Origin of the sequence: Roseiarcus fermentans, from assembly GCF_003315135.1 — a bacterium.
Lineage (GTDB): Bacteria > Pseudomonadota > Alphaproteobacteria > Rhizobiales > Beijerinckiaceae > Roseiarcus > Roseiarcus fermentans.
In genome coordinates this window covers 81,539-106,968 of the sequence record NZ_QNRK01000023.1, presented here as the reverse complement: position 1 = coordinate 106,968, position 25,430 = coordinate 81,539, and the positions used below count along the sequence as shown (strand labels likewise).

At 69.7% G+C, this 25,430-nt stretch carries 28 protein-coding genes and 2 pseudogenes; 10 read left to right on the top strand and 20 right to left on the bottom strand.

Features of this window, described 5'->3' with window-relative positions; genetic code table 11:
* Positions 1–123 precede the first annotated feature (123 nt).
* From DFR50_RS19810 to DFR50_RS19790, 5 genes are all read right to left on the bottom strand, one after another.
* Complete coding sequence (locus DFR50_RS19810; protein ID WP_113890992.1) at positions 124–507, bottom strand: tautomerase family protein; 384 nt, start codon at positions 505–507, stop codon at positions 124–126.
* 167 nt (positions 508–674) lie between these two features.
* Positions 675–1,112 carry a nuclear transport factor 2 family protein gene (locus tag DFR50_RS19805; protein ID WP_113890991.1) on the bottom strand — a complete coding sequence of 146 codons (438 nt, stop codon included), beginning with the start codon at positions 1,110–1,112 and terminating at the stop codon, positions 675–677.
* Between the two features lie 66 nt (positions 1,113–1,178).
* Positions 1,179–1,964, bottom strand: a complete 786-nt coding sequence (locus DFR50_RS19800) for an SDR family NAD(P)-dependent oxidoreductase (protein WP_113890990.1) — start codon at positions 1,962–1,964, stop codon at positions 1,179–1,181.
* Positions 1,965–2,036: 72 nt separating this feature from the next.
* Entirely contained in the window at positions 2,037–2,831 is a 795-nt protein-coding gene (locus DFR50_RS19795; RefSeq protein ID WP_113890989.1) for a type 1 glutamine amidotransferase domain-containing protein, read from the bottom strand.
* 115 nt (positions 2,832–2,946) lie between these two features.
* A complete protein-coding gene (locus DFR50_RS19790) occupies positions 2,947–3,744 on the bottom strand; it encodes an SDR family NAD(P)-dependent oxidoreductase (RefSeq protein WP_113891004.1) in 798 nt (265 codons plus the stop codon).
* 111 nt (positions 3,745–3,855) lie between these two features.
* On the opposite strand from DFR50_RS19790, the gene DFR50_RS19785 reads away from it, so the two are divergent.
* Together DFR50_RS19785 and DFR50_RS19780 are read left to right on the top strand one after the other, a co-directional pair.
* Positions 3,856–4,839: a GlxA family transcriptional regulator gene (locus DFR50_RS19785; RefSeq protein WP_113890988.1), complete on the top strand. Its 984-nt coding sequence runs from the start codon at positions 3,856–3,858 to the stop codon at positions 4,837–4,839.
* 16 nt (positions 4,840–4,855) lie between these two features.
* Positions 4,856–5,152 carry an acylphosphatase gene (locus DFR50_RS19780; RefSeq protein ID WP_113890987.1) on the top strand — a complete coding sequence of 99 codons (297 nt, stop codon included), beginning with the start codon at positions 4,856–4,858 and terminating at the stop codon, positions 5,150–5,152.
* Positions 5,153–5,262: 110 nt separating this feature from the next.
* Here the strand turns inward: DFR50_RS19780 and DFR50_RS19775 are convergent, their stop codons facing one another.
* Complete coding sequence (locus DFR50_RS19775; protein ID WP_113890986.1) at positions 5,263–5,457, bottom strand: hypothetical protein; 195 nt, start codon at positions 5,455–5,457, stop codon at positions 5,263–5,265.
* Between the two features lie 236 nt (positions 5,458–5,693).
* Between DFR50_RS19775 and DFR50_RS32200 the strand changes: the two genes are divergently transcribed.
* On the top strand, positions 5,694–6,113 hold the full coding sequence (locus DFR50_RS32200) for a hypothetical protein (RefSeq protein ID WP_170153300.1): 420 nt from the start codon (positions 5,694–5,696) through the stop codon (positions 6,111–6,113).
* Positions 6,114–6,175: 62 nt separating this feature from the next.
* On the opposite strand, the gene DFR50_RS19765 is transcribed toward DFR50_RS32200, so the two are convergent.
* Complete coding sequence (locus tag DFR50_RS19765; protein WP_113890984.1) at positions 6,176–6,736, bottom strand: type 1 glutamine amidotransferase domain-containing protein; 561 nt, start codon at positions 6,734–6,736, stop codon at positions 6,176–6,178.
* Between the two features lie 96 nt (positions 6,737–6,832).
* Here DFR50_RS19765 and DFR50_RS19760 point away from each other — a divergent pair, with 96 nt between their 5' ends.
* The gene (locus tag DFR50_RS19760) at positions 6,833–7,165 is read left to right on the top strand and encodes a cold-shock protein (protein WP_113890983.1); all 333 of its coding nucleotides are present in this window, start codon (positions 6,833–6,835) and stop codon (positions 7,163–7,165) included.
* Positions 7,166–7,234: 69 nt separating this feature from the next.
* Positions 7,235–7,710: pseudogene (locus DFR50_RS33625) on the top strand (DUF29 domain-containing protein).
* Between the two features lie 3 nt (positions 7,711–7,713).
* On the opposite strand, the gene DFR50_RS19750 reads toward DFR50_RS33625, so the two are convergent.
* Positions 7,714–8,598, bottom strand: coding sequence for a DMT family transporter (locus DFR50_RS19750; protein ID WP_113890982.1), 885 nt, complete (start codon positions 8,596–8,598; stop codon positions 7,714–7,716).
* A 265-nt stretch (positions 8,599–8,863) separates the two neighbouring features.
* A complete protein-coding gene (locus DFR50_RS19745) occupies positions 8,864–10,102 on the bottom strand; it encodes an esterase/lipase family protein (RefSeq protein WP_113890981.1) in 1,239 nt (412 codons plus the stop codon).
* A 269-nt stretch (positions 10,103–10,371) separates the two neighbouring features.
* Between DFR50_RS19745 and DFR50_RS19740 the strand changes: the two genes are divergently transcribed.
* Positions 10,372–10,965, top strand: a complete 594-nt coding sequence (locus DFR50_RS19740; protein WP_210208977.1) for a TetR/AcrR family transcriptional regulator — start codon at positions 10,372–10,374, stop codon at positions 10,963–10,965.
* 179 nt (positions 10,966–11,144) lie between these two features.
* Here DFR50_RS19740 and DFR50_RS19735 read toward each other — a convergent pair whose 3' ends face one another.
* A complete protein-coding gene (locus DFR50_RS19735; protein ID WP_113890979.1) occupies positions 11,145–11,699 on the bottom strand; it encodes an HD domain-containing protein in 555 nt (184 codons plus the stop codon).
* Positions 11,700–11,992: 293 nt separating this feature from the next.
* On the opposite strand from DFR50_RS19735, the gene DFR50_RS19730 reads away from it, so the two are divergent.
* Entirely contained in the window at positions 11,993–12,766 is a 774-nt protein-coding gene (locus DFR50_RS19730; protein ID WP_113890978.1) for an ice-binding family protein, read from the top strand.
* A gap of 64 nt (positions 12,767–12,830) precedes the next feature.
* On the opposite strand, the gene DFR50_RS19725 is transcribed toward DFR50_RS19730, so the two are convergent.
* Positions 12,831–13,787 carry an SDR family NAD(P)-dependent oxidoreductase gene (locus DFR50_RS19725; protein ID WP_113890977.1) on the bottom strand — a complete coding sequence of 319 codons (957 nt, stop codon included), beginning with the start codon at positions 13,785–13,787 and terminating at the stop codon, positions 12,831–12,833.
* Positions 13,788–13,821: 34 nt separating this feature from the next.
* A pseudogene (locus DFR50_RS19720) lies at positions 13,822–14,777 on the bottom strand (SDR family NAD(P)-dependent oxidoreductase).
* A 113-nt stretch (positions 14,778–14,890) separates the two neighbouring features.
* On the opposite strand from DFR50_RS19720, the gene DFR50_RS19715 reads away from it, so the two are divergent.
* Positions 14,891–15,475: a TetR/AcrR family transcriptional regulator gene (locus DFR50_RS19715; RefSeq protein WP_113890976.1), complete on the top strand. Its 585-nt coding sequence runs from the start codon at positions 14,891–14,893 to the stop codon at positions 15,473–15,475.
* Between the two features lie 210 nt (positions 15,476–15,685).
* A complete protein-coding gene (locus tag DFR50_RS19710) occupies positions 15,686–16,120 on the top strand; it encodes a DUF29 domain-containing protein (RefSeq protein ID WP_425376082.1) in 435 nt (144 codons plus the stop codon).
* 10 nt (positions 16,121–16,130) lie between these two features.
* On the opposite strand, the gene DFR50_RS19705 is transcribed toward DFR50_RS19710, so the two are convergent.
* The gene (locus DFR50_RS19705; RefSeq protein WP_113890975.1) at positions 16,131–16,391 is read right to left on the bottom strand and encodes a BrnA antitoxin family protein; all 261 of its coding nucleotides are present in this window, start codon (positions 16,389–16,391) and stop codon (positions 16,131–16,133) included.
* On the bottom strand, positions 16,360–16,854 hold the full coding sequence (locus DFR50_RS32605; protein ID WP_210208975.1) for a BrnT family toxin: 495 nt from the start codon (positions 16,852–16,854) through the stop codon (positions 16,360–16,362). The genes DFR50_RS19705 and DFR50_RS32605 overlap by 32 nt, the downstream gene beginning before the upstream one ends.
* 72 nt (positions 16,855–16,926) lie before the next feature.
* Between DFR50_RS32605 and DFR50_RS19690 the strand changes: the two genes are divergently transcribed.
* Positions 16,927–17,301 carry a type II toxin-antitoxin system MqsA family antitoxin gene (locus DFR50_RS19690; protein ID WP_113890974.1) on the top strand — a complete coding sequence of 125 codons (375 nt, stop codon included), beginning with the start codon at positions 16,927–16,929 and terminating at the stop codon, positions 17,299–17,301.
* Positions 17,302–17,698: 397 nt separating this feature from the next.
* On the opposite strand, the gene mfd is transcribed toward DFR50_RS19690, so the two are convergent.
* The 6 genes from mfd to DFR50_RS19655 all read right to left on the bottom strand — a co-directional run bounded on the left by mfd (position 17,699) and on the right by DFR50_RS19655 (position 25,427).
* Complete coding sequence (gene mfd / locus DFR50_RS19680; protein ID WP_113890973.1) at positions 17,699–21,229, bottom strand: transcription-repair coupling factor; 3,531 nt, start codon at positions 21,227–21,229, stop codon at positions 17,699–17,701.
* The gene (locus DFR50_RS19675; protein WP_113890972.1) at positions 21,226–21,531 is read right to left on the bottom strand and encodes a succinate dehydrogenase assembly factor 2; all 306 of its coding nucleotides are present in this window, start codon (positions 21,529–21,531) and stop codon (positions 21,226–21,228) included. Before DFR50_RS19675 ends, mfd begins: the two co-directional genes overlap by 4 nt.
* Before the next feature lie 306 nt (positions 21,532–21,837).
* On the bottom strand, positions 21,838–23,112 hold the full coding sequence (locus DFR50_RS19670) for an MFS transporter (RefSeq protein ID WP_245427978.1): 1,275 nt from the start codon (positions 23,110–23,112) through the stop codon (positions 21,838–21,840).
* A gap of 127 nt (positions 23,113–23,239) precedes the next feature.
* A complete protein-coding gene (locus tag DFR50_RS19665; protein WP_113890970.1) occupies positions 23,240–23,638 on the bottom strand; it encodes a MarR family winged helix-turn-helix transcriptional regulator in 399 nt (132 codons plus the stop codon).
* Between the two features lie 147 nt (positions 23,639–23,785).
* Positions 23,786–24,133, bottom strand: coding sequence for a GYD domain-containing protein (locus DFR50_RS19660; protein ID WP_170153298.1), 348 nt, complete (start codon positions 24,131–24,133; stop codon positions 23,786–23,788).
* A gap of 334 nt (positions 24,134–24,467) precedes the next feature.
* Positions 24,468–25,427, bottom strand: a complete 960-nt coding sequence (locus DFR50_RS19655; RefSeq protein ID WP_245427969.1) for an amino acid ABC transporter substrate-binding protein — start codon at positions 25,425–25,427, stop codon at positions 24,468–24,470.
* Positions 25,428–25,430: the final 3 nt, after the last annotated feature.

Sequence of the window (25,430 nt, the reverse complement as noted above, 5' to 3'; positions counted from 1 at the left end):
AAGCGAAACGCAGGTGCCTATAGACGCGCTGGGCCGGACCGGCAATGGTTCCCGCGCCGCTGGGCTGCGCGGTCGCCATCGAAGCTCGACCTTGACGGCCGAGAGCTGGGCTCCTGGGCCAGGTCACGTCGGGACGTACTGGGCCACGCCGTTTCCAAACGACCAATTCTCCCGCTTCACCTCGACCAGGTTGACGAAGACATCGCCGATCGCGAGTCCCGTCGCGGAATGGATCCCCTCGGCGATCGCCTTGTAGAGGGCCTGCTTCTGCGCTGTGGTCCGACCTTCATTGAAGGTGATCTGGATGATGACGAGATCGTTCGTGTGCTCAACGCCCAGGTACGACTTAGCGAATAGGAAATTGGCCGGCTCGTGCTCATGGATGACCTGGAAGCGATCGTCTTCGGGGACGCCGATCGCGAGCAAAGCCTGGTAGACGGCTTCGCCGATGGCTTTGCGATAGGCTTCCGACTTTCCTTTGATGAGGTCGATCCGGGCCAAGGGCATGGAGTGCTCCAGTTCACGTTGAGGGCGGGCTGGCCGCCGTGGGGGGAAGGATACATCACAGCACGGGGCAACCCGTTACGACGACTCCCTGAAGTCCATTTGAAGATCGTCGTCCGGCCAAGTGGTGGCGGCCAGGAATGACCAATTGAAACCCCCAGCGCTCGGCCTCATTCAGCGGCGGGAGGCACGTCGGCAAGGCCGTTCGGAAACAGCGCACGGGCGGTCTTGATGACATTGAGGTACTCGCGCAGAATTTTGATTTTGCCGTCTTCGGCGATCAGCTGACTGACGTAGTCCTGCGCGTAAATCCGCTTCCCGCCGTCGATGAAGGCGTCGGTGTGATAGCGGACGAAGAGGGCGTCGGCGTCCTTCACCTCGTGAATCTCGACGTCCGAGATCGTGAAGGCCTTGAAGCGGGCGCCGATCATGCGGAGCACCTGGCGGAGCTCGGCCTCGCCCTGGAAGCGCGTCGGCATGCCGAGCGCCGCGAAATAGGGGAACTCGAAGACGCCGTCCTCGGCGAAGAGGTCGAGACAGCGCTCGGTCGTGTTTTCGAAGTCACGCAGGCAATCGAAGAAGGCGGCAAGGAGCTCGCGACTGGACATAGCTTTGGATCCTCCTGGGGAAGCGGTCGTCGGGCGCCATGGCCCGACGACCCTGAAGGGGCGGGCTCAGAGCTGGGCGAGGCCGCCGTCGACGAACAGTTCGCTGCCGTTGACGAAGCTGCTGTCGTCGGAGGCGAGAAAGGCGACCGCCTTGGCCACCTCCTCGTCGCGGCCGATGCGGCCGAGCGGCGTGATCGAGGCGGCGAAGGCGAAGAAACCGTCGACCTGTTCGGTCGGGAGATCCGACTCGGTCCAGGCGGCGGTGCGGATCACGCCGGGGCTGACCGCGTTGACGCGGATGTTCCTCCCCTTCAGGTCGGCGGACCAGGTGCGGGCGAAGGAGCGAACCGCCGCCTTGCTGGCGCTGTAGAGACTCCAGTTCTCGAAGCCCTTGGTTCCGACGATCGAGGAGGCGAGAATGATCGAGCCGCCGTCGCCCATCAGCGGCAGCGCGCCCTGGACGGTCCAGATGACGCCCTTGACGTCGGTGTCGAGGAGGCCGTCGACGTGTGCTTCCGTCAGCGCGCCAAGAGGGGCCGGCGCGGCGTAGCCCGCGTTGGCGAACACCGCGTCGATGTGGCCGACCTCCGCCTTCACCTTCTCGTAGAGCCTCGCCATGTCGGCGACCCTGGTGACGTCGCCCTGCACGCCGACGGCGCGTGGACCCCTCGGACCCTGGTCGGCGGCGAACTCGGCGTTCAGGGCGGCGACGGCCTTGTCGAGCTCGGCCTGGCGACGGCCGGTCAGATAGACCCGGGCCGCGCCCTCGGCGAGAAAGCGCCTGGCGGTGGCGAGGCCGATGCCGGAATTCGCGCCGGTGATGACGGCGACCTTGCCTTCAAGACGGGACATGATGTCCTCCTGTCGTGGGGTTGATTTGGACTGTGGCAGCGAGCCGGCCGGGGCCGGGAGACTCGCGCCGGGCTAGCGCTGGACGCACTCGTTCAGCTTGGCGAGCAGGGCGTCGCCGAAGGCCGGGGCGGACATCGGCTGCTGGCCGGTGATCAGTTCGCGGTCGACCACCACGTTGGAATGCCAGTTGGCGATGCACTCCACGCGAGCGCCGGCCTCGGCCAAGGCGTTGACGGGGTAATATTGAACGTTGCCGCCTAGACCGTTGGGGCCTTCGAGCGCCTGCTCTTCGCCCGTTGCAAAGACGGTCAGGCGGTAGCCGGCATAGGGCCAGCCGGCGCTGAGCGAACTCGCCTTGCCGTCGCCGGCGATCATCGAGGCGATGAAGGCGTCGGGGTCCGGCAGGCTGGAGAGCAGCACGATCGGGCCGTGGCAGACGATTCCGGTCGGGCGGCCGGCGTCGTGGAAGCTGGTCAGGATCTTGCCGAGGTCCTTGTCCTTGACGAGGTCGGCCATCGGGGCGTGGCCGCCGGGGATGAACAGGCCGACGTATCCCTGAACGCCTTCGGCGACCACGGAGGCCAGGGTTTTGGGATGATCCAGCGCCGCCAGGCTTTCGGCGAACCTGAGCGCCTCGGCCCGGGCCGCATCGTCGCCGCCGAAGAACATGGCGTTGTTGGAGTTGACGTCCATCGCCGGACGGCCGCCGTTCGGGTTGGCGATCACCGGCTCATAGCCGGCCTCGATGAGCTTGCGGTAGGGCGCGACGAACTCGTTCAGGTAGTAGCCGGTTGAGTAGGTCTTGCCGTCCTTCAAGTCGAGCGCATGGGCGCTGGACATCACGACGAGAACTTTGCCTTTGGACATGGGAGACACCTTTCCTTTGGCGGGCGCGTTCACGCCGCCTATCTTGCTGAAGAACACGGGGTTTTCTGCCGAGAGGAAGTCGCCGCCGGTCAGGCGTGGCGCCTTGCGTCGCCCGTCACGCGACGTGGTAGCGCGGGGCGGGTTTCGGGTTGCGGAACTTCGCCGCCATCGCGCGGCGCTCTTGCTCCCACCGCGTCCAGGCCTCGGCCTCGTGGAGGGCGGGGATGGTCACGAGCTCACCCGCATCGAAGCCGGCCAGGGCCGCGTCGACCAGGTCTTCCGCCCGCATGGTCGTGTCGGCCGTCTTCTGCGGCGCATAGCCGGCGATGTCCCAGAACTCCGTGGCGGTGGCGGCGGGCAGCAAGGTCTGGATGCGCACGCCCTTTTCGGCCAGGTCCTTCTGCAGCGAATGGCCGAAGCTCAGGACGTAGGACTTCGAGGCGCTGTAGACGCCGTTCAGGTTCTCCACCGCGATCGCCACCGCCGAGGAAATATTGATGATGGCGCCCTTGCCGCGGGCGGCGAAAGCCGGGGCGGCTGCATAGGTCAGGCGGGTGAGCGCGGTGATGTTCAGATCGATCATCGCCTCCATCTTGTCGACATTGGCCTGCAGGATCGAGGCGACCGACCCGACGCCGGCGTTGTTGACCAACATGGCGATGTTCGGGTCTTCGCGCAGCACCGCTTCCACCTTCGCCAGGGCCGCCTTGTCGTTCAAGTCGGCCGGCAGCGGGGTGACTTGGACGTCGGCTTCGGCGCGCAGCCGCTCGGCGATAGCGTTCAGCCGCTGCTGATCGCGGGCGACCAGGATCAGATCGTAACCGCGCTTGGCGAGGCGATCGGCGTAGATGGCGCCGATGCCGGCCGATGCCCCGGTGATCAGGGCGACGCCCTTCGGCGATGGGTTGCTCATCGTGTTCTCCATCCTCGGCGGCTCGTGATTGAGCCCGTGGATGGGAAGCTACGGTTGCAGCCCTGAGTCTCAAATGTCATATATACGGAGATTTAGGACATCGAGGACGTCATGCGCGACATCGCCTTTCTCGTGTACCCCGGCTACTCGCTCATGGCCCTCGCCATCGTGGCGGGCTTCGAGGTCGCCAATTCGATCGTCGACCCCCAGCCCTACGACCTGCACTACGTGTCCGAAACGGGCGGCCCGATCAAAACCTCGGCCGGGTTGATTCTGCAGACCGAGAGGTTCACGGACAAGCCGTTCGACACGCTCGTGGTGGGCGGCGCCACCTATGTGGCGCCGTCCACGCCCGGGTTGATCGCGTTCGTGCGGGACGCGCCCAAGCGCCACCGCAGGATTGCGGCCGTGTGCACGGGCGCCTTCGTTCTGGCGGAAGCCGGCCTGCTGGACGGGCGGCGCGCCACGACCCATTGGATGCACGCGCGCGACCTGCAACGGGCCTATCCAAAGGCTCACCTGGACGAGGACCGGATTTTCATCAACGACGGCCCGATCTGGACCTCCGCCGGAATGACGGCCGGCGTCGATCTCGGCCTGGCGCTGATCGAAAACGACCTGGGTCCCGAGCTCGCCAAGGAGATCGCGCGCAAGCTCGTCGTCTATCATCGCCGCCGGGGCGGGCAGTCCCAGTTCTCCACCCTGCTCGAGCTGTCGCCGAAATCCGATCGGATCCAGGCCGCGCTCGCCTACGCCCGCGACAACCTGCACAAACCCCTTACGGTCCCCGACCTTGCCGAGGCCGCACGCCTGAGCCCGCGGCAGTTCAGCCGGGCCTTCCACGCCGAGACGGGCCAGTCCCCGGCCAAGGCCATCGAGCGCCTCCGGGTGGAGAGCGCCCGCAATCTCATGGAGCAGAGCCGCCATCCGATCGACGTGGTGGCGCGCCAGACCGGGTTCAGCGACCGCGATCATATGCGACGGGCGTTTCTCCGGGCCTTCGGGCAACCGCCGCAGGTTCTGCGACGCACCGCGCGGCTTGAATCGATCGACATCCCCGAGGCGGCGGAACAGCGCGCGCTCGCGGCCGGCTGACCCGAAAGCCCCGCCCATGCCCGACCCTCAGAAGCTCGTCCGCCGCGTCGTCGTCGAAGGCTTCGTGCAGGGCGTCGGCTACCGCCAGTTCGCCTGGCGCGCGGCGCGGCGGCTCGGACTGTGCGGCTGGGTGCGCAACCGCTCCGACGGAACGGTCGAAGCGGTGATCGCCGGGCCGCCCGACGCGGTCGAGGCGATGCTCGCCGACCTGCGCCGCGGCCCGCCGGGGGCGCAGGTGCGGACCGTGCGGCTTCACGAGGCGCTCGGAGAGGAGTGGCCGCGCGACGCGTTCGAGGTGCGGGCGACCGATTAGAGACTGCAGGCCCGGTCGCCGACCGCGCCATCGGGCGCGAGCCGAGCGCGGCTACAGAGGCGCCGGCGCCGGCAAATCCGCTCCGTCGCTTCGAGTCTCGCCGTCGCCACTCATGGCTTCTTCTGCGCCTCGCCGTTGCGGGGCCGCGGCTTCGGGGCCGGATGGCCGGGCGCGGCGGTTGACCGGCGGGTCATCGCCGGCGGGTCGCTCGCCGGGAAGGATTCGTCGAGCGCCTCGTCGAGGTCGCGATCGACCTCGGATTCCGGCTCGCCCGGCCCGTCCGCCGCTTTGGGTCGCTTGCTCATGCTCGCCGCTCCAAACTGGTCGCCAAGCGGTCATCGTGGGCCGAGACTGCGTGCAAAACTAAGGCGCTGACGCGCGCCGGGGCGCCGTCCCGCCCCTTTGCCAGGCCCTCCCGCGTCCCAACGGCAGGATTCTCCCAAAAAACGGAGCCGGCCACGGATCGGTCCGGGCGGGTGGAACGTTGGCGGTCGGGCAGGCCGCGGCGAAGCGGCTTGCAGTCCGACCAGGGAGACTCGTCATGAAGGTCAGATATCTCGCGGCCGTCGCCGCCATCGCCCTGCTTCCCGCCTTTGCGCTCGCGCAGACCGGGGGCGCGGGCGGCGCCGGAACCGGCGCGGGCGCCGGCGGAATGGGCGCCGGCGGAACCGGCGGGATGGGCGCTGGCGGAACCGGCGGCGCGGGGACGCCGGGAACCGCCCCCGGGACGCCGGGCGCAGGCGCAGGCATGAGCGGCGGAACCGCCGGGACCGGAACGGGCGCCAATACGGGGACGGGTTCGCTCGGAAGCAACGGCGTCGGAACCGGGGCGCCGGGCACGCTGAACCCCGGAACCGGATCGGGTATGAATTCCGGATCGGGCGCCGGCAACGGCGCGAACCAGGGCACGGCCGGCGCCGGGACCAACGTCAAGCCCGGCGGCGCCAACCACACGCCGTAACGATGGGACGACCGCCGGTCGCCCGGGCCGCGGCGGCGTCGGCGACGCCGCCGCGGCGCGGTTCACTCCGCCGCCCGGACTGCGGCGCCGGAGGTCAGCGCCTCGACGATCTTCGCCGAGAAGGCCGGCAGGTCCTTCGGGTTGCGGCTGGTGATGATCGCGCCGTCCTGAACCACCTCTTCGTCGACCCAGTCGGCGCCGGCGTTCTCCACGTCGGTGCGGATCGAATGGTAGGACGTCATGCGGCGGCCGTCGCAGGCGTCGGCCTGCACGAGCAGCCAGGGGCCGTGGCAGACCGCCGCCACCAGCTTGTCGCTGTTGAGAAAATATTGCACGACTTCCATCGCGGTGTCGTCGACGCGCAGCTTGTCGGGGTTGATCACGCCGCCGGGGATGACCAGGGCCTGGTAATCGTCGCAGTTGACGTCGCCGATCCCGAGGTCGGCCGGGATCGTGTCGCCCCAGTCGGTCATGTTCCAGCCGCGGATCGCCTCGCCGCTCGGCGTCGCGACGTCGACCTTGGCGCCCGCCCTGCGGAGTTCGTCGCGCGGCGTCGTCAGCTCGGCCTGCTCGACGCCGTCGGTCGCAATGATGAGAACGCGCGCTTCGCTGATGTTGGGCATGGGGAACGCTCCCTCGAGAGTGGATCGAACGCCAACCGCCGGTCGTGGCGTTTGTTCCCGCAGGATGCGAAGCTCCGGCCGCAGGGAGGGTTTCGAATGGCGCGTGACAAGGGGCTCGAGGACCTCATCCGCAACGATCTGCCGCGCGGCCTCGGGCTGACGGAGACGGCGATGTTCGGCGGCCTCGCATGGCTCCTCGACGGCAATCTGGCGCTCGGCGCGCGCGGCGACGGCATGCTGGCGCGGCTGGGCAAGGGAAACGACGCCTGGGCCCTCGCCCTGCCCGACGTCGCCCCGATGATCTCCGCCGGCCGGCCCATGGCCGGCTGGGTCCGCGCCGGCGCCGCGGCCTACGGCGACGACGCGGTGCGCGCGCGGCTGATCGAGGCGGCGCTGGCGTTCGTGAGGGGGCTGCCGCCGAAGAGGTGAGCCGCGCGTCGGAGACGGGCGCGGATTTGCGCCCGCCCTTCGGCCAGCGGCCATAGCCTTTCCGGCGTCATGGACGGCGAGCGCGACAAACGGTACCCTTCGTCCATGTCCACCCGCAGCCCGCTTTACGACAGCGACTTTTACGCCTGGAGCCGCGAGCAGGCGGAGCTCCTGCGCGCCGGCCGGCTCGGCGAAGCCGACATCGAGCGCATCGCCGAGGAAATCGACAGCATGGGCCGAGCGGAAAAGCGCGAACTCGTGAGCCGGCTCGAAGTCCTCCTGCTGCATCTCCTCAAGTGGCGTCATCAACCCGGCAAGCGCAGTCCGGGTTGGCAAGCGAGCATCGCGAACAGGCGCGAAGACGTCGCAGACCATCTCGACGACAACCCGAGTTTGAGACCCCTGCTGCCGCAGGCGCTGGCGTCGCCTATCGAAAGGCCCCGCTGGAGGCGGTGGCGGAGACGGGGTTGCCGGCGATCACCTTCCCCGAGACCTGCGAGTGGACGGCGGAGCAGGCGCTCGACGGCGGATACTGGCCCGATTGAGGCTCACCGGAAGCGGCCGAACCGCGCCGGCGCGAACATCACCACGTTGCCGAAGAGGCAGAGCGCGAGCCCAAGCGCCCCGGGCCAGGTCCAGCGGTAGCCCTCGAACACCGTCGAAATCGACAGCGCGACGATCGGAAACAGCACGGTCGCGTAGGCCGCGCGGGCGGACCCGACCCGCGCCACGAGGAGAAGGTAGGCGGTGAAGGCGAAGGCCGAACCGAAGATCCCGAGAAACAGGAGCGCCCAGACGTAGCGCGCGTCCGGCGGCGCGACGATCGGCGTCCGGGTCACGAGGATCAGCATGAGCAGCAGAGCCGCGCCATAGGTCATGCCCCAGGCGTTGGCGGTCGCGGGCGACAGTCCGGCCTTGCTGTTGCGCCGCGAGACCATGTTGCCGAGCGAAAAGAACAACGTGCCGAGCGCGGCCAGTCCGACGCCCATGAGGGCGCGCGCGTCGAGCGTCACGAACAGGTCGCGGCCGAACAGCAGCGCCAGCCCGCCGGCGCCGAGGACGGCGGCGACGAGGGCGCGCCCGGTGAAGCGGTCGCCGAAGAAAATGCGGCCGTTGATGGCGTTGTAGACCGTCGCGAGCGAGAAGATCACCGAGATCAGCCCGGACGTGATCAAGCCGGCGGCGTTGTAGAAGCAGACGAAGTTCATGCAGAACAGGCACACGGCCTGCGCCAGCAGCCAGGGATGGTGACGGCGCTCCGGCACGCTGAGCCGGCCGGTGACCGCCAGCGCCGCGATCACCACCAGCGCCGCGATCACGAAGCGGTAGAAGATCGAGACCAGCACCGGAACCGGGCCGACCTGCATCGCAATGGCGATCCAGGTCGCGCCCCAGACGAGCACGGTGGCGAGAAAGAGAGCGGCGTTCTGCAAGGAAAGACCTCGGGTCGAAGGGCGGGACATGCGCAGTCCTGCCCAGCGCGAGCCGAAGCCCCGACCGAATGAACGCCGTCCCGCCCTGCCTTTAGCATCGACCGACACCCGTGCGCAGCCCGTCCCCTGGCTTGCGCCGCCTCGAATTGCGCGCTCGGCCGGACGGGCGTTTCCCAATGACGGGGTTGGGAGTTGCTGCGACGGTCCCCCCTTGCCGAAGCGGGGCCGCGGCCGGGAGCGAGCGGGCCCGGACGGGGCCGTGTCTTCACCGAGCCGGCGACGAAGAGGCGACCCCCTGCCCCAGCCACCCCGCCAGCCGCTCGTACACGTCGCGGCGGCTCAACAGGTCGAGGTGCCCGGTCTCGCAGGCGATCCACTGCCGGTCGGGCGGGAAATCCAGACTGCGCGCCGGCTCCTTGTGGCGGCCGAGCGCGCTCGCGACCGGGACGAGGCCGTCGCCGAGCAGAAGGTCCTTGAGGTCGCCGGGCGCGGCGGCGGTGGTCGCCACGATCGTGTAACAGGCGACGCCCTCGGGCAGCGACGTCGGCCGGCGCGGGTCGGCCTGGCGGGCGAAACGGTCGCGGCCTTGCCAGTCCTCGTCCATCAGGTTTCCGTAGCGCAGATCGGTGACGCCGGCGCTGCGCAGCTTGCCGAGCCGGGCGAAGGCGGCGGCGTAGGGCGTCTTGCCGATCACGACATCGACCCAGTTGCCGACCCGCTCGAGCGGCGCCCCGTGGTGGGGCGTTCCGAGAAACACGATCGTGTTCAGCCTGCCGCGCCACGCATGGCCCTCCGCTTCGGCGACGAGGCAGGCGCTGCGGGCCACGAGCCCGCCCATGCTGTGGCCGACGATGACGAAGTCGTCGATCTTCGTCGGCCATGCGGCGACCAGCGCTTCCAACGCCTCGGCGAAGGCGCGGCCGTTGGTCGAGACGTGCAGGCCGGAATTGTAGGAGAGATAGACGGGCGTATAGCCGAGGTCGCGGGCGAGCGCGGCGCCGTGGTCGTGGTTCTGGCGATTCCATTGCAGGTCGCTCATGCAGAGCCCGTGCAGGAGGACAGCGAGCTTGCCGGTCGCCTCGGGAAAGGCTTCGGCCAGCGCTTGCCTTTCGAGCGTGAGCGCCCGCCCGTCGCGGCGAAACCGCATCGGCAGCGCCAGCGGATTGCCGGTGTCGGCGAGATGGTCGCCGACGACGCCGTTGAGCACGGCGAGCGCGATCTCGCGGCCGCGCGACACCGGCTGATCGTCCGGGTTCGGACCAACGAGCGCCGCCATGTTTCCGAGCCCCTCGCCGGTCAGCCGGAACGCCCCGCGCACCCCGCCGTAGACCAGCCGCGTGACGCCGCCGGTCAAACCTCGCGCCAGCGGCGCCAGGCCCGGCGTGTCGAGGATGGACGCGTGCATGTGCTCGACAATCCCGGTGACGCCGTGGGCCGCGTCGGCCGCGAGGCGGCCGAGGCCGAGGAGGTCGGAGAGCGAGAGGGCGGCGGGTTTCGCAGGCATGGGGACTCCCTTGGCGGAGGGCGCGGGCGGTTGCGTGGGACGAGTCGGGTTCTGTCCGGGCTTTAGGGAATGCGGCCCGCGGCTCACGCCGCGACGCCTGCGCGCGGGAGACCCTTCGCCTCCGGAAGCGCCCCGCGAGCGACCGACGCCGCCAGCCCTGGCATTCCGGCCGGCCGAGCGACGAGGCTGCGCATTGCGGCTCTCCAAACAGTTCTGTATGGAAGGCCTAGCACTCCGATCGCGAAACGTCAATACAGTAGTGTATGGAAATGCGGGACAGCCGACTCGGACCGACGGAATGGGTGAATGCGGGCCTCAAAGCCTTGGCGAAAGCCGGGTACGCCGCGCTCAAGGCCGAGACGCTCGCCAATCGCCTGCGGGTGTCGCGCGGCAGCTTTTATTGGCACTTCGCCCACGTCTCGGCGTTCCACGCGGCGATCTTGAGCCGCTGGCGCGAGATCGCGCTCGCGAGCCTCTTCGACGAGGTCGAGGGCGCCGCGGACGATCGCCTCGAGGCGGCGCTCACCCGCGCATTTTCCACCGACTCGGAGACCGAGCGCGCCGTGCGGGCCTGGGCGACCTTCGACGAGCAGGCGAATACGGCCGCCGAAGCGGTGGATGCGGAGCGAGTCCGTTACCTCCAGGCGCTGCTGGCCGACGCCGGCGTGCCGGCGAAGGCCGCCGAGACACGCGCGCGCATGATGAACTGGGCTTATCTCGGGTTTGCGCTCTCGTCGGCGCACGCCGACGAGCAGGCCCTGAGAACGCTCGTCAGAGACCTGTCGCAACTGGTTCGGCCGCCGTCCGAGACCCGAGGGATCGGGGCGGTCGCGCGAACGCGGCGACGACCCGCCGAGCGCTGAGCCCCGTAACGCGTTCGGAAATGACGATCGTGGCTTTGACCGCCGCGGCGAAGTCCGGGGCTCGGGCATTCCCGGCTGTCCCGGCGGCGTCGGTCGCAAGGCGACCCTCGCGACGGCGGCGGAAACGCCCGGGGCGACGTTTCCCGCGGGAACAGGGTCCGGACGATCGGTCCCGCCCGTCACGCCGGCGGCGTCCACGGCTTGGCGAGAAGCCGCCGCACCATCGGTTCGAACGTCGAAAGCGGCTCGTTCGGATAGGCGGGATCGAACGAGACCTCGTCGTATTTGGCGCAGAACTCGACCGTGCGCTCGTAGGCCGGGTCCGACTTGAACTTGTCGCGCGCGTTGGGATCGAGCCCGAGATGGCGGCCATAGAAATAGGTCTGAAACAGGCCGTGCTGCGTCAGCATCCACGCGTTGTCGCGGGAAATGAACGGCCGCAGGATCGCCGCGATCACCTCGCCGTGGTTGAACGGCCCGAGCGACTCGCAGGCGTCGTGCAGCAGGGCGACCGCCACATATTCCTCGTCTTTTCCGTCGCGCAGAGCGCGCGTCGCGGTCTGAAGGCAGTGGTCATAACGGGTGATGGTGTAGGCGGTGTCGCTGGCCAGATCGCGCAGCAGGGCGAACAGGCGGTCGGGCAGGTTGCGCAGCGTCTGTTCGTGCACGCGCCGAAGGATCTGGAAGTCGGCGTCGCTGCCCGCGTCCATGCGGGTGAAATGCATCCTTTCCATCCGGCGCCTCCGACAGGACCCCTTGGATTCCCGACATCGGGTGGCCCGATCCTGCCGCGTCCGGCGCCGGCGATCAATCGGCTCGATCGGCGGCGGGCGGCGCCGAACGCCCTCGCCTCGCTCGACCGGCGATGGCCTCATGTCCATCCCGAATCTTCTTCGCCGCCGCCCGAGAAATAAATGTCCCGATTGATAATGTTAGCAGTCGCCACGGCTGTATACGTGAACATGTGGCAAGGGTTTCGGCAGATTTTCCCTGCCCTTCTTGATCATATTATTTAGGGATACTGTATATGACACAGTCCTGGTTCGGGTTGACGGCGGCGCTGACCCTGCTCGGCGCAGGACCCGCGGCCGCGGCCATCGACCTCGGCGCAGCGGCGCCATTCGCCGTCCTCGGCGCCAGCACCGTGACCAGCACCGGCGACACCGTGATCAATGGCGACCTCGGTCTGTCGCCGGGCGCATCGATCACCGGCTTTCCTCCCGGCGTCGTCAACGGAGCGACGCACGTGGGCGACGCTCTGGCGCAGCAGGCTCGAATCGACGCGCTCGCGGCCTATGACGCGCTCGCGGCGCTGCCCGTCACGACGGACCTCGGCGGCGCGGACCTCGGCGGTCTCGACCTGACGGCCGGCGTCTACACGTTCTCGTCGTCTGCCCAGTTGACGGGAACGCTGACGCTGTCCGGACCCGGGCGCTTCGTCTTCGTGATCGGCAGCACGCTGACCACGGCCGGCGGCGCCATCGTCGCTTCGACCGGCTGCGGCGGCTGCGACGTCTACTGGGATGTCGGCAGTTCCGCGACGCTGGGCGCGGGCACGGCGTTCGAGGGAACCATCCTCGCAGTCGCCAGCGCCGCCTTGAACGCCGGCGCGACCATCGTCGACGGCCGGGCGATTGCGCTCAACGGCGCGGTCACGCTGGACGGCGCGACGATCAGCGCGCCCGGCGCCGGCGCGCCCGAACCCGGCGTCTGGACGATGATGATGGTCGGCTTCGCCGGCCTCGGCCTCGCGGGCGCACGCCGGGCGGCCCGGCGCCGTTTGGCTCTCGCCCGATCCTGAGGTCCCGCCCCGGCCAATCGGCGGGGCGGAGACCGCGGTTTCCGCCGTCGACGGCGAGGGGCGGTTAGAACCGCTCGCCCACCATCTCTTCGCTCTTCGCCCAGAGCGCCCTGGCGCGCTCGGGATCGAGCGCATGCGGGCGAACGCCGCCGAGCACGTTCGGTCCGGCCTCGACCACCTCGGCCACCCGGCAATCCTCGCAATAGCGCCCGCCGACCTCGTCCGCCCCGGCGACCACCGCGGCCCAGACGGAGGTCGCGGCCCCCTGCGCAACCGACTTCATTGCGAACGGCGGCCAGCCGGCGGCGCGGTTGTCCGCATTGATCCGGTCGAGCATCCGCCCGACCGCCCCGGGATCCATATGGCGCGAGAGTTCGGTCGCGATGCCGCCGGGATGAACGGCCGTGGCGCTCAGGCCCGCCTCCTTGTGGCGCCGGTCGAACTCGACGGCGAACAGAATGTTGGCCGTCTTGGAGCGGCCGTAGGCGATGAACGGCTCATAGGGCGTGCGCTCGAAGTTCGGGTCGTCGAGATCGACGTCGGCGCGCCGGTGGCCGGCCGATGAGAGGTTGACCAGCCGTCCGCCCGGCCGCAGCAACTCGGCGATCCGGTTGACCAACACGAAGTGCCCGAGGTGGTTCGTGCCGAACTGGGTCTCGAAACCATCCGCCGTCTTGCCGAACGGGGTCGCCATCACGCCCGCGTTGGCGATGACGACGTCGAATGGCCGGCCGGCCGCCACCAACGCGTCGGCGCAGGCGCGCACGCTCGCGAGCGAAGCGAGATCGAGTTCGATCAGCTCGAAGCCGTTCTTCGCCTGGGCCGCGACCTCGGCGGTCGCGCGCTTCGCCTTGGCGAGGTCGCGCGCCGCGCCGACCACCTCAGCCCCGTGCGCCGCCAGCGCCCGCGCCGTCTCGACCCCCAGTCCGGCTGACGCGCCGGTGATGAGAATCCGCTTGCCGGCGAGGTCGACGCCCGCCAGCACCTCGTCCGTCGTCGATTTCGCGCCGAATGTCGTCATGAGGTTTCGCTCCGATTGCATCGCCCGCGCTTGGTCAGAAGCGCTCGCCGACGAGTTCCTCGCTCTTCGCCCACAGGGCCCGGGCGCGCTCCGGATCGACGGCGTAGTCGCGCACGCCGGCCAGCGTCTCCATGCCGCCGTCGATCAACTCCGCCACGTGACAATCCTCGCAATAGCGCCCGCCGATCGCCTCCGCTTCGGCGACGGCGGCGGCCCAGACGGTGGTGGCGGCGCCCTGCGGCACGGACTTGTAGAGCAGCAGGGGCCGGCCGGCGGCCTTCTGCTTCTCGTTGAAGTCCTCGGTGAAGCGTCGGATCGCGTCGCGGCCGACGTGGCGGTTGAGCTCGGTCTCGACCAGGCCGGGATTGATCGCGGTCGCCCGCACGCCCCGGTCCCTGTGCCGGCGGTCGAATTCCACGGTGAAGAGAATGTTCGCGGTCTTCGAGCGCGAATAGGCGGACCTGGCGTCGGCCGCGCGCTCGCCCTGGAGGTCCTCGAGGTCGATGTCGGCCTGGCGGTGGACGCCGGACGACAGATTGACCAGCCGGGCGCCGGGCCGCAGCAGCGACGCGATCCGGTTGACGAACAGAAAGTGGCCGAGGTGTGATTGACGCCGAACTGAATCTCGAAGCCGTCGGCCGTCCGCCCCTGCGCGCCGGCGACGCCCGCGTTGGCGATGACGACGTCGAAGGGGCGGCCGGCCGCGACCAGCGCGTCGGCGCAGGCGCGGATGCTGGCCAGCGACGCGAGATCGAGCGCGACCAGGTCGAAGCCGGCTTTCGCCTCGGCCGCGGCCTCCGCGGTCGCGCGCTTCGCCTTGTCGAGGTCGCGCGCCGCGCCGACCACCTCCGCCCCGTGCGCTGCGAGCGCCCGCGCCGTCTCGACCCCGAGGCCGGCCGACGCGCCGGTCACCAGAATCCGCTTGCCGGCGAGGTCGACGCCCTCGAGCACGTCGTCGGTGGTGGAATGGGCGCCGAAAGGTTGTGTCATGACGAACTCCTTGCTCCGGGACGGGTTGCCCGCCGACGCCGTCCAGCTTAAAAGGAGGACGTCTCCGGTTGTAATACGGAGGGTTCCTCCGCTTATCAAGGGGGCATGACGCAATGGCCGACGCCGACGTTACGACCGCCGCCCGGCGACCGCGCGCCGACGCCGAGCGCAACCGCGCCCGCCTGCTGGAAGCGGCCAAGGCGGCCTTCGCGGACAAGGGCGCGGCGGCGAGCCTCGACGAGATCGCGCGCGCGGCCGGCGTCGGGATCGGCACGCTCTACCGCCGCTTTCCCACTCGCGACGCGCTGGTCGAGGCGGTCTTCCGCAAGGAGAGCGACCAGCTGTTCGCCGCCGCCGCGCGGCTCGCCGCGACGCGGCCTCCGGTGGCGGCGTTGCGCGAATGGCTGCTGCTGTTCCTCGACTACCTCGCGGTGAAGCGGGGCATGGCCGAGGCGCTGAGCGCGATCGCCGCGGGAGCGCCCGACCTCAAGGCGGCCTCCGGCGCGAAGCTGAACGACGGCGTCACGCTGCTGGTCGAGCGCGCCGTCGCCAGCGGCTGCATCCGCCTCGACATCGAGCCGATGGATCTCCTGCGCGCGCTGGCGGCGCCGGCGTCGACCGAGGCGGCGAGACGGCTCGTCGACATTCTCGTCGCCGGGATGCGGACCGGGCGGCCGGAGGCGGCGCAAGCGCCGTGACGCTGGCGCCGCTCGGCGGTCCGCGCCGGCGTCGCCGCGCGAGACGGTCAGGGCGGGGTTCAGGGACGCGTTCCGTCACCGGGCCGCTCGGTGAGCGCGGTGCGCGGCCAGCGGCCGCGTCTACACCAGCGCCCCGACATTGGCCCCGGTACCCGCGTTCCTCTCGCCATGGACGCCCGCCGCGGCAGCCATTATCCTCTCGCCATGCCCGTGAAGAGCGCACTCTACGACAGCGATTTCTACGCCTGGAGCCGCGAGCAGGTGGACCTGCTGCGCGCGGGGAGACTGGCGCAGGCGGACATCGAGCATATCGCCGAGGAAATCGACAGCATGGGGCGGACGGAAAAGCGCGAACTGGTCAGCCGGCTCGAAGTCCTCATGCTGCATCTCCTGAAGGGACGGTATCAGCCGGACAAGCGCGGCCCGAGCTGGGAGGCGAGCATCCGCGTCCAGCGTGACCGCATCGAAGACCATCTCGACGACAATCCGAGCCTGAGACCCCTGCTGCCGCAGGCGATCGCGACCGCCCACCGCAGGGCCCGCCTGGATGCGGTGGCAGAGACGGGGCTGCTGGAGGCGACGTTTCCGGAGGCGTGCCCGTGGACGGTGGAGCAGGTGTTGGACGATGGGTTCTGGCCGGGGTGACGACCTGCTCTCAGCCCGACTTCGCTCTTTTCAGCGCCGCGTTGATGCGCGTCTGCCATCCCGCCCCGGTCGCCTTGAAACGCTCGACGACATCGCGGTCGAGCCGCAAGGTGACGGAGACTTTTCGGTCAGCCTTCAGCGGACGCCCCGGACGGCGCACGATCCCCTCGACAGGTTCCGAGAGGTCCGGCGCGGCGTCGGGATCGGCGGCGACGCCACGCGCGATTCTCGCGTCCTCGCTAGCCGTCGGACGAACGAGTTTCGTTCTCATAAAGCGCGACCTCACGACTGTTGGCTTTCCGGGCGGAAATGACGCGGCGCTCACCGGCGCGCTCCACGTAGACCACCACGTGCAAGCGCGCGCCGAGCGGCGCCATCGCGATCAACCGCCTTTCAGTAACTCCCAACCCCGTCATTGCGAGGAGCGAAGCGACGAAGCAACCCATGCCGCCGCTTGCCTCCTGCGGAAAAAATCGCTCCGTCTTCTGCTCGCAACGAAGGGCGGCGGGACGATCAGAGGGCGCAACAGCAGCCCAGCGGCCCTGGATCGCTTCGCTTCGCTCGCGATGACGGCGCTGTTCGCTGCCGGCTTGGGAGTTACGCCTTTCACCATAATCCTTGCGACGATCCTCGAATGTCAGGGCTTCGTCCCAGGCCAAGCCCTCGAGGTCGTGAAAGTCGACCGCGTGCTTGGCGAGGTTCGCGAGCCGCTTGCTCTCATCCCAGGTCGTCACAGGTTTTTGTAGTTACGGAAACTGTCGCCGTCAAGCGGCGCACGCAATCTCGTTCAGACAAGGTGTCGGGAATTGTCGCGCTGTCGAAACCGTGATGGCGTCCGGCCTTTCGTGGTCGCCTACAAGGGCGAGAGCGTCACCGTCGACCTGCCGGGCTACTACCCGGCGGGTGAAGGCGACGGCGTCCATGTCGGCGACGACATGGACGTGGCCGACAAGGCGTTGCGGACGCTGAAGGAACAGATCGAAGGCGTGCCCTCGCCGGCGACGATAAGGCGCGTGCGGGCGAAGCTGAACCTATCGCAGCGCGAAGCCGGCGCGTTGCTGAAGGTCGGCGAGAACGCGTTCGATAAGTACGAGCGCGGCCTCGTCGAGCCGAGCGGGCCGACGGGCGTGCTGATCGGCATCCTCGACCGGCATCCCGAGATCGTCGACGAATTGCGCTGAGACGGGTTTCGGCGCCTTCACGCCGCCTTGGTCGCTTTGGTCGGCAGGGCGACCGTTTCCAGCGGCGTCAGGTCGACGTGTCGCGACGCGCCGTCGATCTCGAATCAGACCACGTCGCCCGCGGCGTCGAGGTCGACGTTCAGCCCGGGCCGACTTCGCGTGTCTCGACGCCTGGCGCGGCTTTGAACTCGATGGAGAGGCGGTCCGTTTCCGGATAATGGTGCAGCTTCATGACCCGGCCTCCACAAAGCCCCGGTCGAAGACAGCGTTGGCGATCGTCTCGCCGCCGTCGAGCGTGACGATCCGACCTCTCGGCGTCATTGCGAGCGAAGCGAAGCAATCCATGCCGCAGGGCCTGCGGCATGGATTGCTTCGCTCCTCGCAATGACGGTCCCCCTCACCCCTTCTTCCCCGCGATCTTCGCGATCTCCCGCATGATCTTCAGCGTCCCCGCCAGCCGGTCGGCGAGCTTCTCGAAGTCGTCCACCACGACGATCTTCATGTCCGGCCGCACCTTGGCGAGCGAGCCCTGCGCCGTCACCCACTTCACCAGCCCCGTCGGATTGGCGAAGGCGTTGCCGCGGAAGGCCAGCGTCGCGCCGCGCGGGCCGGCGTCGAGCTTTTCGACGTTCGACTGGCGGCAGAGGGCCTTGATCAGGACCAGCTTCATCAAGAGGCCCACTTCCGGCGGCGTCGGACCGAAGCGGTCGACGATCTCGGCCGCCATGGCGTCGATCTCGGCCTCGTCCTCGAGCGCCGACAGGCGGCGGTAGAGCGACAGCCGCGTCGCGAGATCGGGAATGTAGCTTTCGGGAATCGTCACCGGCGCGCCGAGCTGGATGGTCGGCGACCACAGGTCCTCCGGCGCCGCTTCCTCGCCCGCCTTGATGCGCTCGACCGCCTCGCGCACCATCTGCTGGTAGAGCTCGTAGCCGACCTCCTTGATGTGGCCGGACTGTTCCTCGCCCAAAAGGTTGCCGGCGCCGCGCAGGTCGAGATCGTGGCTGGCGAGCTGGAAGCCGGCGCCGAGCGTGTCGAGCGACTGCAGAACGGTGAGCCGCTTCTCCGCCTGCGGCGTGATCGTGGCCCTGGCCGGCGTGGTGAAGAGGGCGTAGGCGCGGATCTTCGACCGGCCCACCCTGCCCCTGAGCTGGTAGAGCTGGCCTAGGCCGAACATGTCGGCGCGATGCACGATCATGGTGTTGGCGCGCGGGATGTCGAGGCCCGATTCGACGATCGCGGTCGACAGCAGAATGTCGTACTTGCCGTCGTAGAAGGCGCCGATCTTCTCCTCGAGCTCGGTCGCCGCCATCTGCCCGTGCGCCAGGACGAATTTCGCTTCCGGCACGTTCTGGCGCAGGAAGGCCGCGGCCTCGTCCAGATCCTCGATGCGCGGGCAGACGTAGAACGACTGCCCGCCGCGGTAGCGCTCGCGCAACAGCGCCTCGCGCACGATCAGCGCGTCGAACGGCGAGACGAACGTCCGGACCGCGAGCCGGTCGACCGGGGGCGTGGCGATGATCGAGAGGTCGCGGACGCCGGTCATGGCGAGCTGGAGGGTGCGCGGGATCGGCGTCGCCGACAGGGTCAGCATGTGGACCTCGGCGCGCAGCTCCTTCAGCCGCTCCTTGTGGCCGACGCCGAAGTGCTGCTCCTCGTCGACCACGACCAGGCCGAGGTCCTTGAACGCCACGGTCTTGCCGAGCACGGCGTGGGTGCCGACGACGATGTCGACCTTGCCCTCGGCGAGCCCCTTCTTGACCTCGCGCTGCTCGGCCGCGCCCACCATGCGCGAGAGCTGACCGATCCTGACCGGCAGGCCGGCGAAGCGCTCCTTGAAGATGCGCGCGTGCTGGCGGGCGAGCAGCGTGGTCGGCACGACGATCGCGGTCTGCTTCGAATTGATCGCCGCGGCGAAGGCGGCGCGCAGCGCCACCTCGGTCTTGCCGAAGCCGACGTCGCCGCACACCAGCCGGTCCATCGGCCGGCCGGCGGCGAGGTCGGCGAGCGTCGCCTCGATCGCGCTGTCCTGGTCCTGCGTCTCGTCGTAGGGGAAGCGGGCGCAGAACTCGTCGTAGAGCCCGTCGGGCACGACGAGGCGCGGCGCGGGGCGGGTCATGCGCTGCGCGGCGACGCGGATCAGCTCCCCCGCCATCTCGCGCACGCGCTTCTTGAGCCGCGCCTTGCGCGACTGCCACCCCGCCCCGCCGAGCTTGTCGAGTTCGCCCGTCTCCGAGCCGAAGCGCGACAGAAGCTCGAGATTCTCGACCGGCAGGAACAGCCGGTCGCCGCCGGCGTAGTGGATTTCGAGGCAATCGTGCGGCGCGCCGGCGGCCTCGATCGTCTTCAGGCCGACGAACCGGCCGACGCCGTGGTCGATGTGGACGACGAGGTCGCCGGCGGTGAGCGCGGCCGCCTCCGCCAGCACGTCCTGGGCGCGGCGCTTGCGCTTGACCCGGCGCACCAGCCGGTCGCCGAGAATGTCCTGCTCGCCGACGATCGCGAGGCCCGGCGCCTCGAATCCCTGTTCGAGGGCGATCACCGCCAGCGGCAGCGCGCCCGCGCGGGCCGTCGTGGCCTGATGATAGGACGAGACCAGCTCCAGCGACTTCAGCCCGTGTTCGGCCAGCACGTGGCTCAGGCGCTCGCGCGAGCCGTCGCTCCATCCCGCGACGATCACCGTCCGGCCGTCCTTGCGCAGATCCTTGATGTGGGCGGCGGCGGCGTCGAACACGTTGGCGCCCTCGGTCTGGCGCTCGGGGGCGAAATTGCGGCCGATCCGTCCGCCACAATCGACGATCGCGCCGCCGGGCGGATGCTCGAACGGCGTCAGCCGCGCCAGCGGCCCGGCCGCGAGCCGCTCCTTCCATTCGTCGCCGGCGAGATAGAGTTTTGCCGCAGGCAGGGGCTTGTAGTCGGCTTTTCCCGGGTCCGCCTGGTAGGCGGCGCGGCGCGCGGCGTAGGCGTCGGCGATCTGGGCGACGCGCTGCGCGGCCGCATCCTCGGCGCGGGCGTCGAGCACGAACGGCGCGTCGCCGACATAGTCGAACACCGTGTCGAGATGGTCGTAGAGCAGCGGCAGCCAGTGCTCGAGGCCGATCGCGCGCCGGCCCTCGCTGACGGCGGCGTAGAGGTCGTCGTTGGGCGCGGGGGCGCCGAATTCCTGGGCGTAGAGCTGGCGGAAGCGCTTGATCGTCTCGGTGGTCAGCCGCGCCTCGCTCATCGGCACGAGGTCGAGCGAGCGCAGCTGGCCGACGCTGCGCTGGGTCTCGGGATCGAAGGCGCGGATCGTCTCCAGCGTGTCGCCGAAGAAGTCGAGCCGGATCGGATGGGGCGCGCCGGGCGGATAGAGGTCGAGGATGCCGCCGCGGATGGCGGTGTCGCCGACGTCGCGCACGGTGCTGGCGCGGGCATAGCCGTTGGTTTCGAGCCAGAGCGCCAGCTCTTCCATGCGCACGCTGTTGCCGGGCGCGGCCGAGAAGGCGGCGGAGGCGACGTATTTGAGCGGCGGCACGCGCTGAGTGAGCGCGTTGACCGACATGACCAGCACGCGCGGACGCTCCACCGCCCCGCGGGTGCGGGCGAGGCGCGCCAGAACCGTCATGCGCTCGGCCGCAACCGCGGCGTTGGGCGAGACGCGGTCGTAGGGCTGGCAGTCCCACGAGGGCAGGTACAGCGCCTCGATCCCGGGCGCAGCGAAGGCGAGCGCGTCGATGAACGCCTGCGCCCGGAGGCTGTCGCGGGCGACGAACACCAGCGCCGCCGCGCGCTTCTCGCCCGCTTCGGCGAGGGCGCGGGCAAGCTCGGCCACGACGAAGGCGTCGTAGCCCTCGGGGGCGCGGCAGAGCGTGACGGCGCCGCCGCCCTCCAGACGCCGCGCGGCGAAGGCGAGGTCGACCGGCCCGGTCCGCTCCCTGACGTCGCTCATCGGTCGCGGTTCGCCCGCTCACGCGCCTCGCGCGGCGCGGCGGCGATGCGCGCGAACAGCGGCGTGTCGTGAACCGCCGGCGTCGGCCGCTCGCCGACGATCCACGCCAGCACCTCGGGGTCGGGCGCCTCCATCAGCCGCTCGAATTCGTCGAGTTCCGATTCGCTCATCGTCGGCAAGTTGGCGTCGGCGAACTGGCCCATCACGAGGTCCATCTCGCGCATCCCGCGCCGCCAGGCGCGAAACAGAATCCTGCGCCGGCGCTCATCGAGCGCGGCGCTGCTCAGCATCGAGCCGGACATCGAGGCCCCTTTCACAATTGGCGTGGGCAGCGTCGTTGACGCAACGACGTCATGGCCGGACTCGTTCCGGCGATCCACATCCCTCCACCTGAAGAAGCCATCGCGGCGCGCGCTCCAGCACGGCCGGCGACAGCGGCGGCGGCCACGTGGATGGCCAGGGCAAGCTCCGGCCAGGACGCGAAACGAACGGACGCGGCGGGCGCAGGCTTCGCGCGCTTATAGTCGGGGAGCGCGGCGGAGTCAGCCCTGACCTCGCCCGGCCGTCTCGAGACCGGGGGACGGCTGCGGGGGCCGATGCGGCCCCCTTCACTCGGCCGCCGCCGCGGCGGCGGCGAGCGCCGGCCTCGGCCTGCCGATCGTCAGCGCCAGCGCGGCGGCGACCAGGCAGGCGGCGCCGGCGGCGTAGAGCGCCGGCAGGTAGGTCATCAGCTCGGTGCGGAACGCGCCCGCGCCGAAAGCGGCGGTCGCGGCGCCGAGCTGGTGGGCGGCGAAGATCCAGCCGAAGGTCAGGTTCGAGCGTTCCGCGCCGAAGCGCTGCACCGTCAGCCGCACCGTCGGCGGCACGGTCGCGACCCAGTCGAGCCCGTAGAACACGGCGAAGGCGGAGAGCCAGACGACGGAAAAATCGGTGAACGGCAGGACGATCAGCGACAGGCCGCGCAAGCCGTAATAGACGAACAAAAGCCAGCGGTTGTCGTAGCGGTCGGACAGCCAGCCCGACAGGATCGTGCCGACGAAGTCGAAGACGCCGATCGCCGCGAGCGCGCCCGCCGCCGCCACCGGCGCGACGCCATAGTCGCCGCACAGCGCAATCCAGTGGGTCTGGATGAGGCCGTTGGTCGACAGGCCGCAGACGAAGAAGGTGACGAACAGCACCCAGAACGTGCGGCTCGCGCGCGCTTCGGCGAGCGCCCGAAGGGGCGAGGCGAGCATCGGGCCGAAGGCGAGCGTTTGCGGCGGCGGCGGATCGGGCGCGCGCGCGCCGTAGGGCGCGAGCCCGACGTCGGAAGGACGGTCGCGCAGGACGAGGAGCGCGACCACGCCGGCCAGCAGCAGCATGACCACGACGAAGCCGAGCGCGGCTCTCCAGCCATGGTCCTCGGTGAGTTTGGCCAGCAGCGGCAGAAAGACGAGCTGGCCGGTCGCGGTGCTCGCGGTCAGCATGCCGACGACCAGGCCGCGCCGGTGGTGGAACCAGCGCGCCGCGACCGTCGCCCCGAGCACCAGCGCCACCATGCCGGTGCCGAAGCCGATCAGAACGCCCCAGAGCGCCACGAGCTGCCAGAGCTGGGTCATGGCGAGCGAAGCCAGAAGGCCGGCCGACACCATGCCGATCGCGGTCACGACGACGGGCCGGATGCCGAAGCGGTTGATGAAGGCGGCCGCGAACGGCGCGGTCAGGCCGAAGAGCGCGAGGCGGATGGCGAAGGCCGAGGAAATGTCCGCCGCGCTCCAGCCGAACTCCTTCTGCAAGGGCACGATGAAGACGCCGGCTGCGCCCATCGCGCCGGCGTTGGCCAGCATGACGAGGAAGGTCGCGCCCGCGACCGCCCAGCCGTAGAACAGCCCGCGCCGGCTCATGCTCGCGGCGAGCCGGTTCGACAGCGACAGGACGGCGCGCGACGCCGGGACGGGCGCGGAAGCGTTCGGAAGGCGGATCGTGTCCGTCATAGGGTCTCCGTTCGGCTGACCATGGTCGGGCGGATGGTTACAGGTCGAGGGCGAGCGCGCGCAGCGCGGCGGCGCCGGCGTCTCCGAGCGCGGCCTCGATGCGGGCTTGCGCCGCTTCCCACAGCGGGCGCGCGCGGCGCAGGGTCTGCCGGCCGGCTTCCGTCACCGCCACCGCCGTCTCGCGCTGGTCATCGGCCGGGATTTCCGCGACCAGCCCCATGCGCGCGAGCACTTTCACGTTGCGCCCGACCGTCGAGCGGTCGAGTTCGGCGAGCCGGGCGAGCTCGGTCAGCGACACCGTCCCGACGCTCTTGATCCGCCGCATCAGGCTGAACTGGGCGACGCCGATCCCGGCCGGGGCGAGGGCCCCGTCGTAGAGCGCGGTGGTCTTGCGGGCGGCGGCGCGCAGCGCGGCGCAGTAGCAGGGGGTTTGCATGATGCGGGTATATACCCGCAAAACGGCGGCTTCGCAAGCGCGCTCCCGCCGTGCGCGCCTCGAGGCGTTCAGGGAACCGCCGACGGGCCCGGCCGGCCGGCGCATGATCGAGGGTCGGCCGGCCGCGCGCCGCCGACAGAGACGGGTTCAGGAGTGGTGCGTGTAGCCTGTCGGCGGCGCATAGTCCGGATTGGTCGCGTTCGCCATCGCCAGAGCCGCCTTGGCCTCGTCGCCGGTGAGCAGGACGGTGGTTCGGAAGAGGTCGTTGGCGCCGGCGCCGGTCAACGTCGTCGCGCAGGCCGCACACCGTTCGTTGTTGGGGAACTCGACGATGCTGACGCCGTCGTAGTCGCCGAAAGCGAAGAAGAACTCGTGCAAGCGACCGCCGAACGCCTGCACCACCTTGCGCAGTTCGGCCGCGCGGTCCTGCGGGGTCTGGACAAGGGCCTTGACCGCTTCGTTCTTGTATTTCCACTGGAACATATAGTATGGCATCGACGAGTCTCCCTTTATTGGACCTGACCTGCGCGCCATGGTCGTCGTGACGATCCGCGGAAGGCAAGAGAGACAAGTTGATTGAGCGTCCGTAAACTTATAGCAGTGGGGAGATCAGACGAGACCTTCGGGGCGTCTTTTCGGTCGCCGAATCTGGCCGATACTGTCAATAATTCCGTGTACGGCTACAGCATGCGCCGGCAAGCGTGAACAATGAAAAAAACACGTGACGAAAGCGTCAACGCGTCTTGCTGGTTTCTCACTGTCTGCGTCATTCCGACCGGCAGGACACCGCGGCGGCGCGCCGCCGACCTGCGTCGGCCGGGGCTCGCCGTCACCCGCCGCCACCGCCGGGCGCCTCCTTGGGCTCGGCGTTGGCGGGCTCGCGCAGGAGGCCGAAGGCCGCCTCGAGCTGCGGGCTCATCGGGATCCCCAACAGTTCGCCGTTGGGCAGTCGCCGCTCGAACCAGCGCGCATAGGTCCAGGCGAGGTCGTTGGAGGCCGCGAGCGTCGCGAAGGCGCGCTCGACCGCCTCTTTCATGGGGAGGTCGTCGTGGCGGTAGACGATGCCGTAGGGCTCGTAGGACAGCATTTCGCCGACGACCTCGAGCCGGTCGCGCGCATGATGACGGGCGAGGAGGCCGGCCAACAGCACGTCGTCGGCCGCGAAGCCGTCGACCTCGCCGTCGCCGAGCAGACGGAAAGCCTGCTCGTGATCCGGGGTCGCGACCAGCGTCATCGCGAGACGGAAGCTGTCGTTGAGCGTCGTCATCACGGCGAGGTTGGTCGTGCCGGCGGTGACGGCGATCCGCTTGCCGGCGAGGTCGTGGAAGTCGCGCCAAGGCGTCCCCTTCCGGACCAGAATGCGGGTTCCGGCGACGAAGATCAGCGGCGAGAACGAGACCACACGCGCCCGCTCGGCGGTCGCCGTGGTCGCGCCGCATTCGAGATCGGCGTCGCCCGAGATCACCGCGGCGAGCCGGGTCTCGGCGGTCACCGGCTTGAACGCGACGCGCAGGTCGTCGCGCCCGAGGGTGCGGCCGATCTCCTCCACGATCGCTTCGCACAGGTCGATGCTGTAGCCGACCGGCCGTCCGGCGCGGTCGCGGAACGAGAACGGCGCCGCATCGTCGCGCGCCGCGACGACGACTTCGCCCGTGCGGGCGATCTTCGCCAGCGCGCCGGTCAGGCCGGCGTCGTCCGCCTGCGCGGCGGCGAAGGCCGTCGCGGCGAGGAGAGCGGCCGCGGCCAGACCCAGGCGTCGCCTGAGCGCCATCAACGTCGGGACGCCCATCGC

What these genes read in the sequence shown, in the direction of transcription:
- DFR50_RS19810 (WP_113890992.1), bottom strand. Translation starts at nt 507, where the DNA reads ATGCCCTTGGCCCGGATCGACCTCATCAAAGGAAAGTCGGAAGCCTAT.
- DFR50_RS19805 (WP_113890991.1), bottom strand. Translation starts at nt 1,112, where the DNA reads ATGTCCAGTCGCGAGCTCCTTGCCGCCTTCTTCGATTGCCTGCGTGAC.
- DFR50_RS19800 (WP_113890990.1), bottom strand. Translation starts at nt 1,964, where the DNA reads ATGTCCCGTCTTGAAGGCAAGGTCGCCGTCATCACCGGCGCGAATTCC.
- DFR50_RS19795 (WP_113890989.1), bottom strand. Translation starts at nt 2,831, where the DNA reads ATGTCCAAAGGCAAAGTTCTCGTCGTGATGTCCAGCGCCCATGCGCTC.
- DFR50_RS19790 (WP_113891004.1), bottom strand. Translation starts at nt 3,744, where the DNA reads ATGAGCAACCCATCGCCGAAGGGCGTCGCCCTGATCACCGGGGCATCG.
- DFR50_RS19785 (WP_113890988.1), top strand. Translation starts at nt 3,856, where the DNA reads ATGCGCGACATCGCCTTTCTCGTGTACCCCGGCTACTCGCTCATGGCC.
- DFR50_RS19780 (WP_113890987.1), top strand. Translation starts at nt 4,856, where the DNA reads ATGCCCGACCCTCAGAAGCTCGTCCGCCGCGTCGTCGTCGAAGGCTTC.
- DFR50_RS19775 (WP_113890986.1), bottom strand. Translation starts at nt 5,457, where the DNA reads ATGAGCAAGCGACCCAAAGCGGCGGACGGGCCGGGCGAGCCGGAATCC.
- DFR50_RS32200 (WP_170153300.1), top strand. Translation starts at nt 5,694, where the DNA reads ATGAAGGTCAGATATCTCGCGGCCGTCGCCGCCATCGCCCTGCTTCCC.
- DFR50_RS19765 (WP_113890984.1), bottom strand. Translation starts at nt 6,736, where the DNA reads ATGCCCAACATCAGCGAAGCGCGCGTTCTCATCATTGCGACCGACGGC.
- DFR50_RS19760 (WP_113890983.1), top strand. Translation starts at nt 6,833, where the DNA reads ATGGCGCGTGACAAGGGGCTCGAGGACCTCATCCGCAACGATCTGCCG.
- DFR50_RS19745 (WP_113890981.1), bottom strand. Translation starts at nt 10,102, where the DNA reads ATGCCTGCGAAACCCGCCGCCCTCTCGCTCTCCGACCTCCTCGGCCTC.
- DFR50_RS19740 (WP_210208977.1), top strand. Translation starts at nt 10,372, where the DNA reads ATGCGGGACAGCCGACTCGGACCGACGGAATGGGTGAATGCGGGCCTC.
- DFR50_RS19735 (WP_113890979.1), bottom strand. Translation starts at nt 11,699, where the DNA reads ATGGAAAGGATGCATTTCACCCGCATGGACGCGGGCAGCGACGCCGAC.
- DFR50_RS19730 (WP_113890978.1), top strand. Translation starts at nt 11,993, where the DNA reads ATGACACAGTCCTGGTTCGGGTTGACGGCGGCGCTGACCCTGCTCGGC.
- DFR50_RS19725 (WP_113890977.1), bottom strand. Translation starts at nt 13,787, where the DNA reads ATGACGACATTCGGCGCGAAATCGACGACGGACGAGGTGCTGGCGGGC.
- DFR50_RS19715 (WP_113890976.1), top strand. Translation starts at nt 14,891, where the DNA reads ATGGCCGACGCCGACGTTACGACCGCCGCCCGGCGACCGCGCGCCGAC.
- DFR50_RS19705 (WP_113890975.1), bottom strand. Translation starts at nt 16,391, where the DNA reads ATGAGAACGAAACTCGTTCGTCCGACGGCTAGCGAGGACGCGAGAATC.
- mfd (WP_113890973.1), bottom strand. Translation starts at nt 21,229, where the DNA reads ATGAGCGACGTCAGGGAGCGGACCGGGCCGGTCGACCTCGCCTTCGCC.
- DFR50_RS19675 (WP_113890972.1), bottom strand. Translation starts at nt 21,531, where the DNA reads ATGTCCGGCTCGATGCTGAGCAGCGCCGCGCTCGATGAGCGCCGGCGC.
- DFR50_RS19670 (WP_245427978.1), bottom strand. Translation starts at nt 23,112, where the DNA reads ATGAGCCGGCGCGGGCTGTTCTACGGCTGGGCGGTCGCGGGCGCGACC.
- DFR50_RS19665 (WP_113890970.1), bottom strand. Translation starts at nt 23,638, where the DNA reads ATGCAAACCCCCTGCTACTGCGCCGCGCTGCGCGCCGCCGCCCGCAAG.
- DFR50_RS19660 (WP_170153298.1), bottom strand. Translation starts at nt 24,133, where the DNA reads ATGCCATACTATATGTTCCAGTGGAAATACAAGAACGAAGCGGTCAAG.
- DFR50_RS19655 (WP_245427969.1), bottom strand. Translation starts at nt 25,427, where the DNA reads ATGGGCGTCCCGACGTTGATGGCGCTCAGGCGACGCCTGGGTCTGGCC.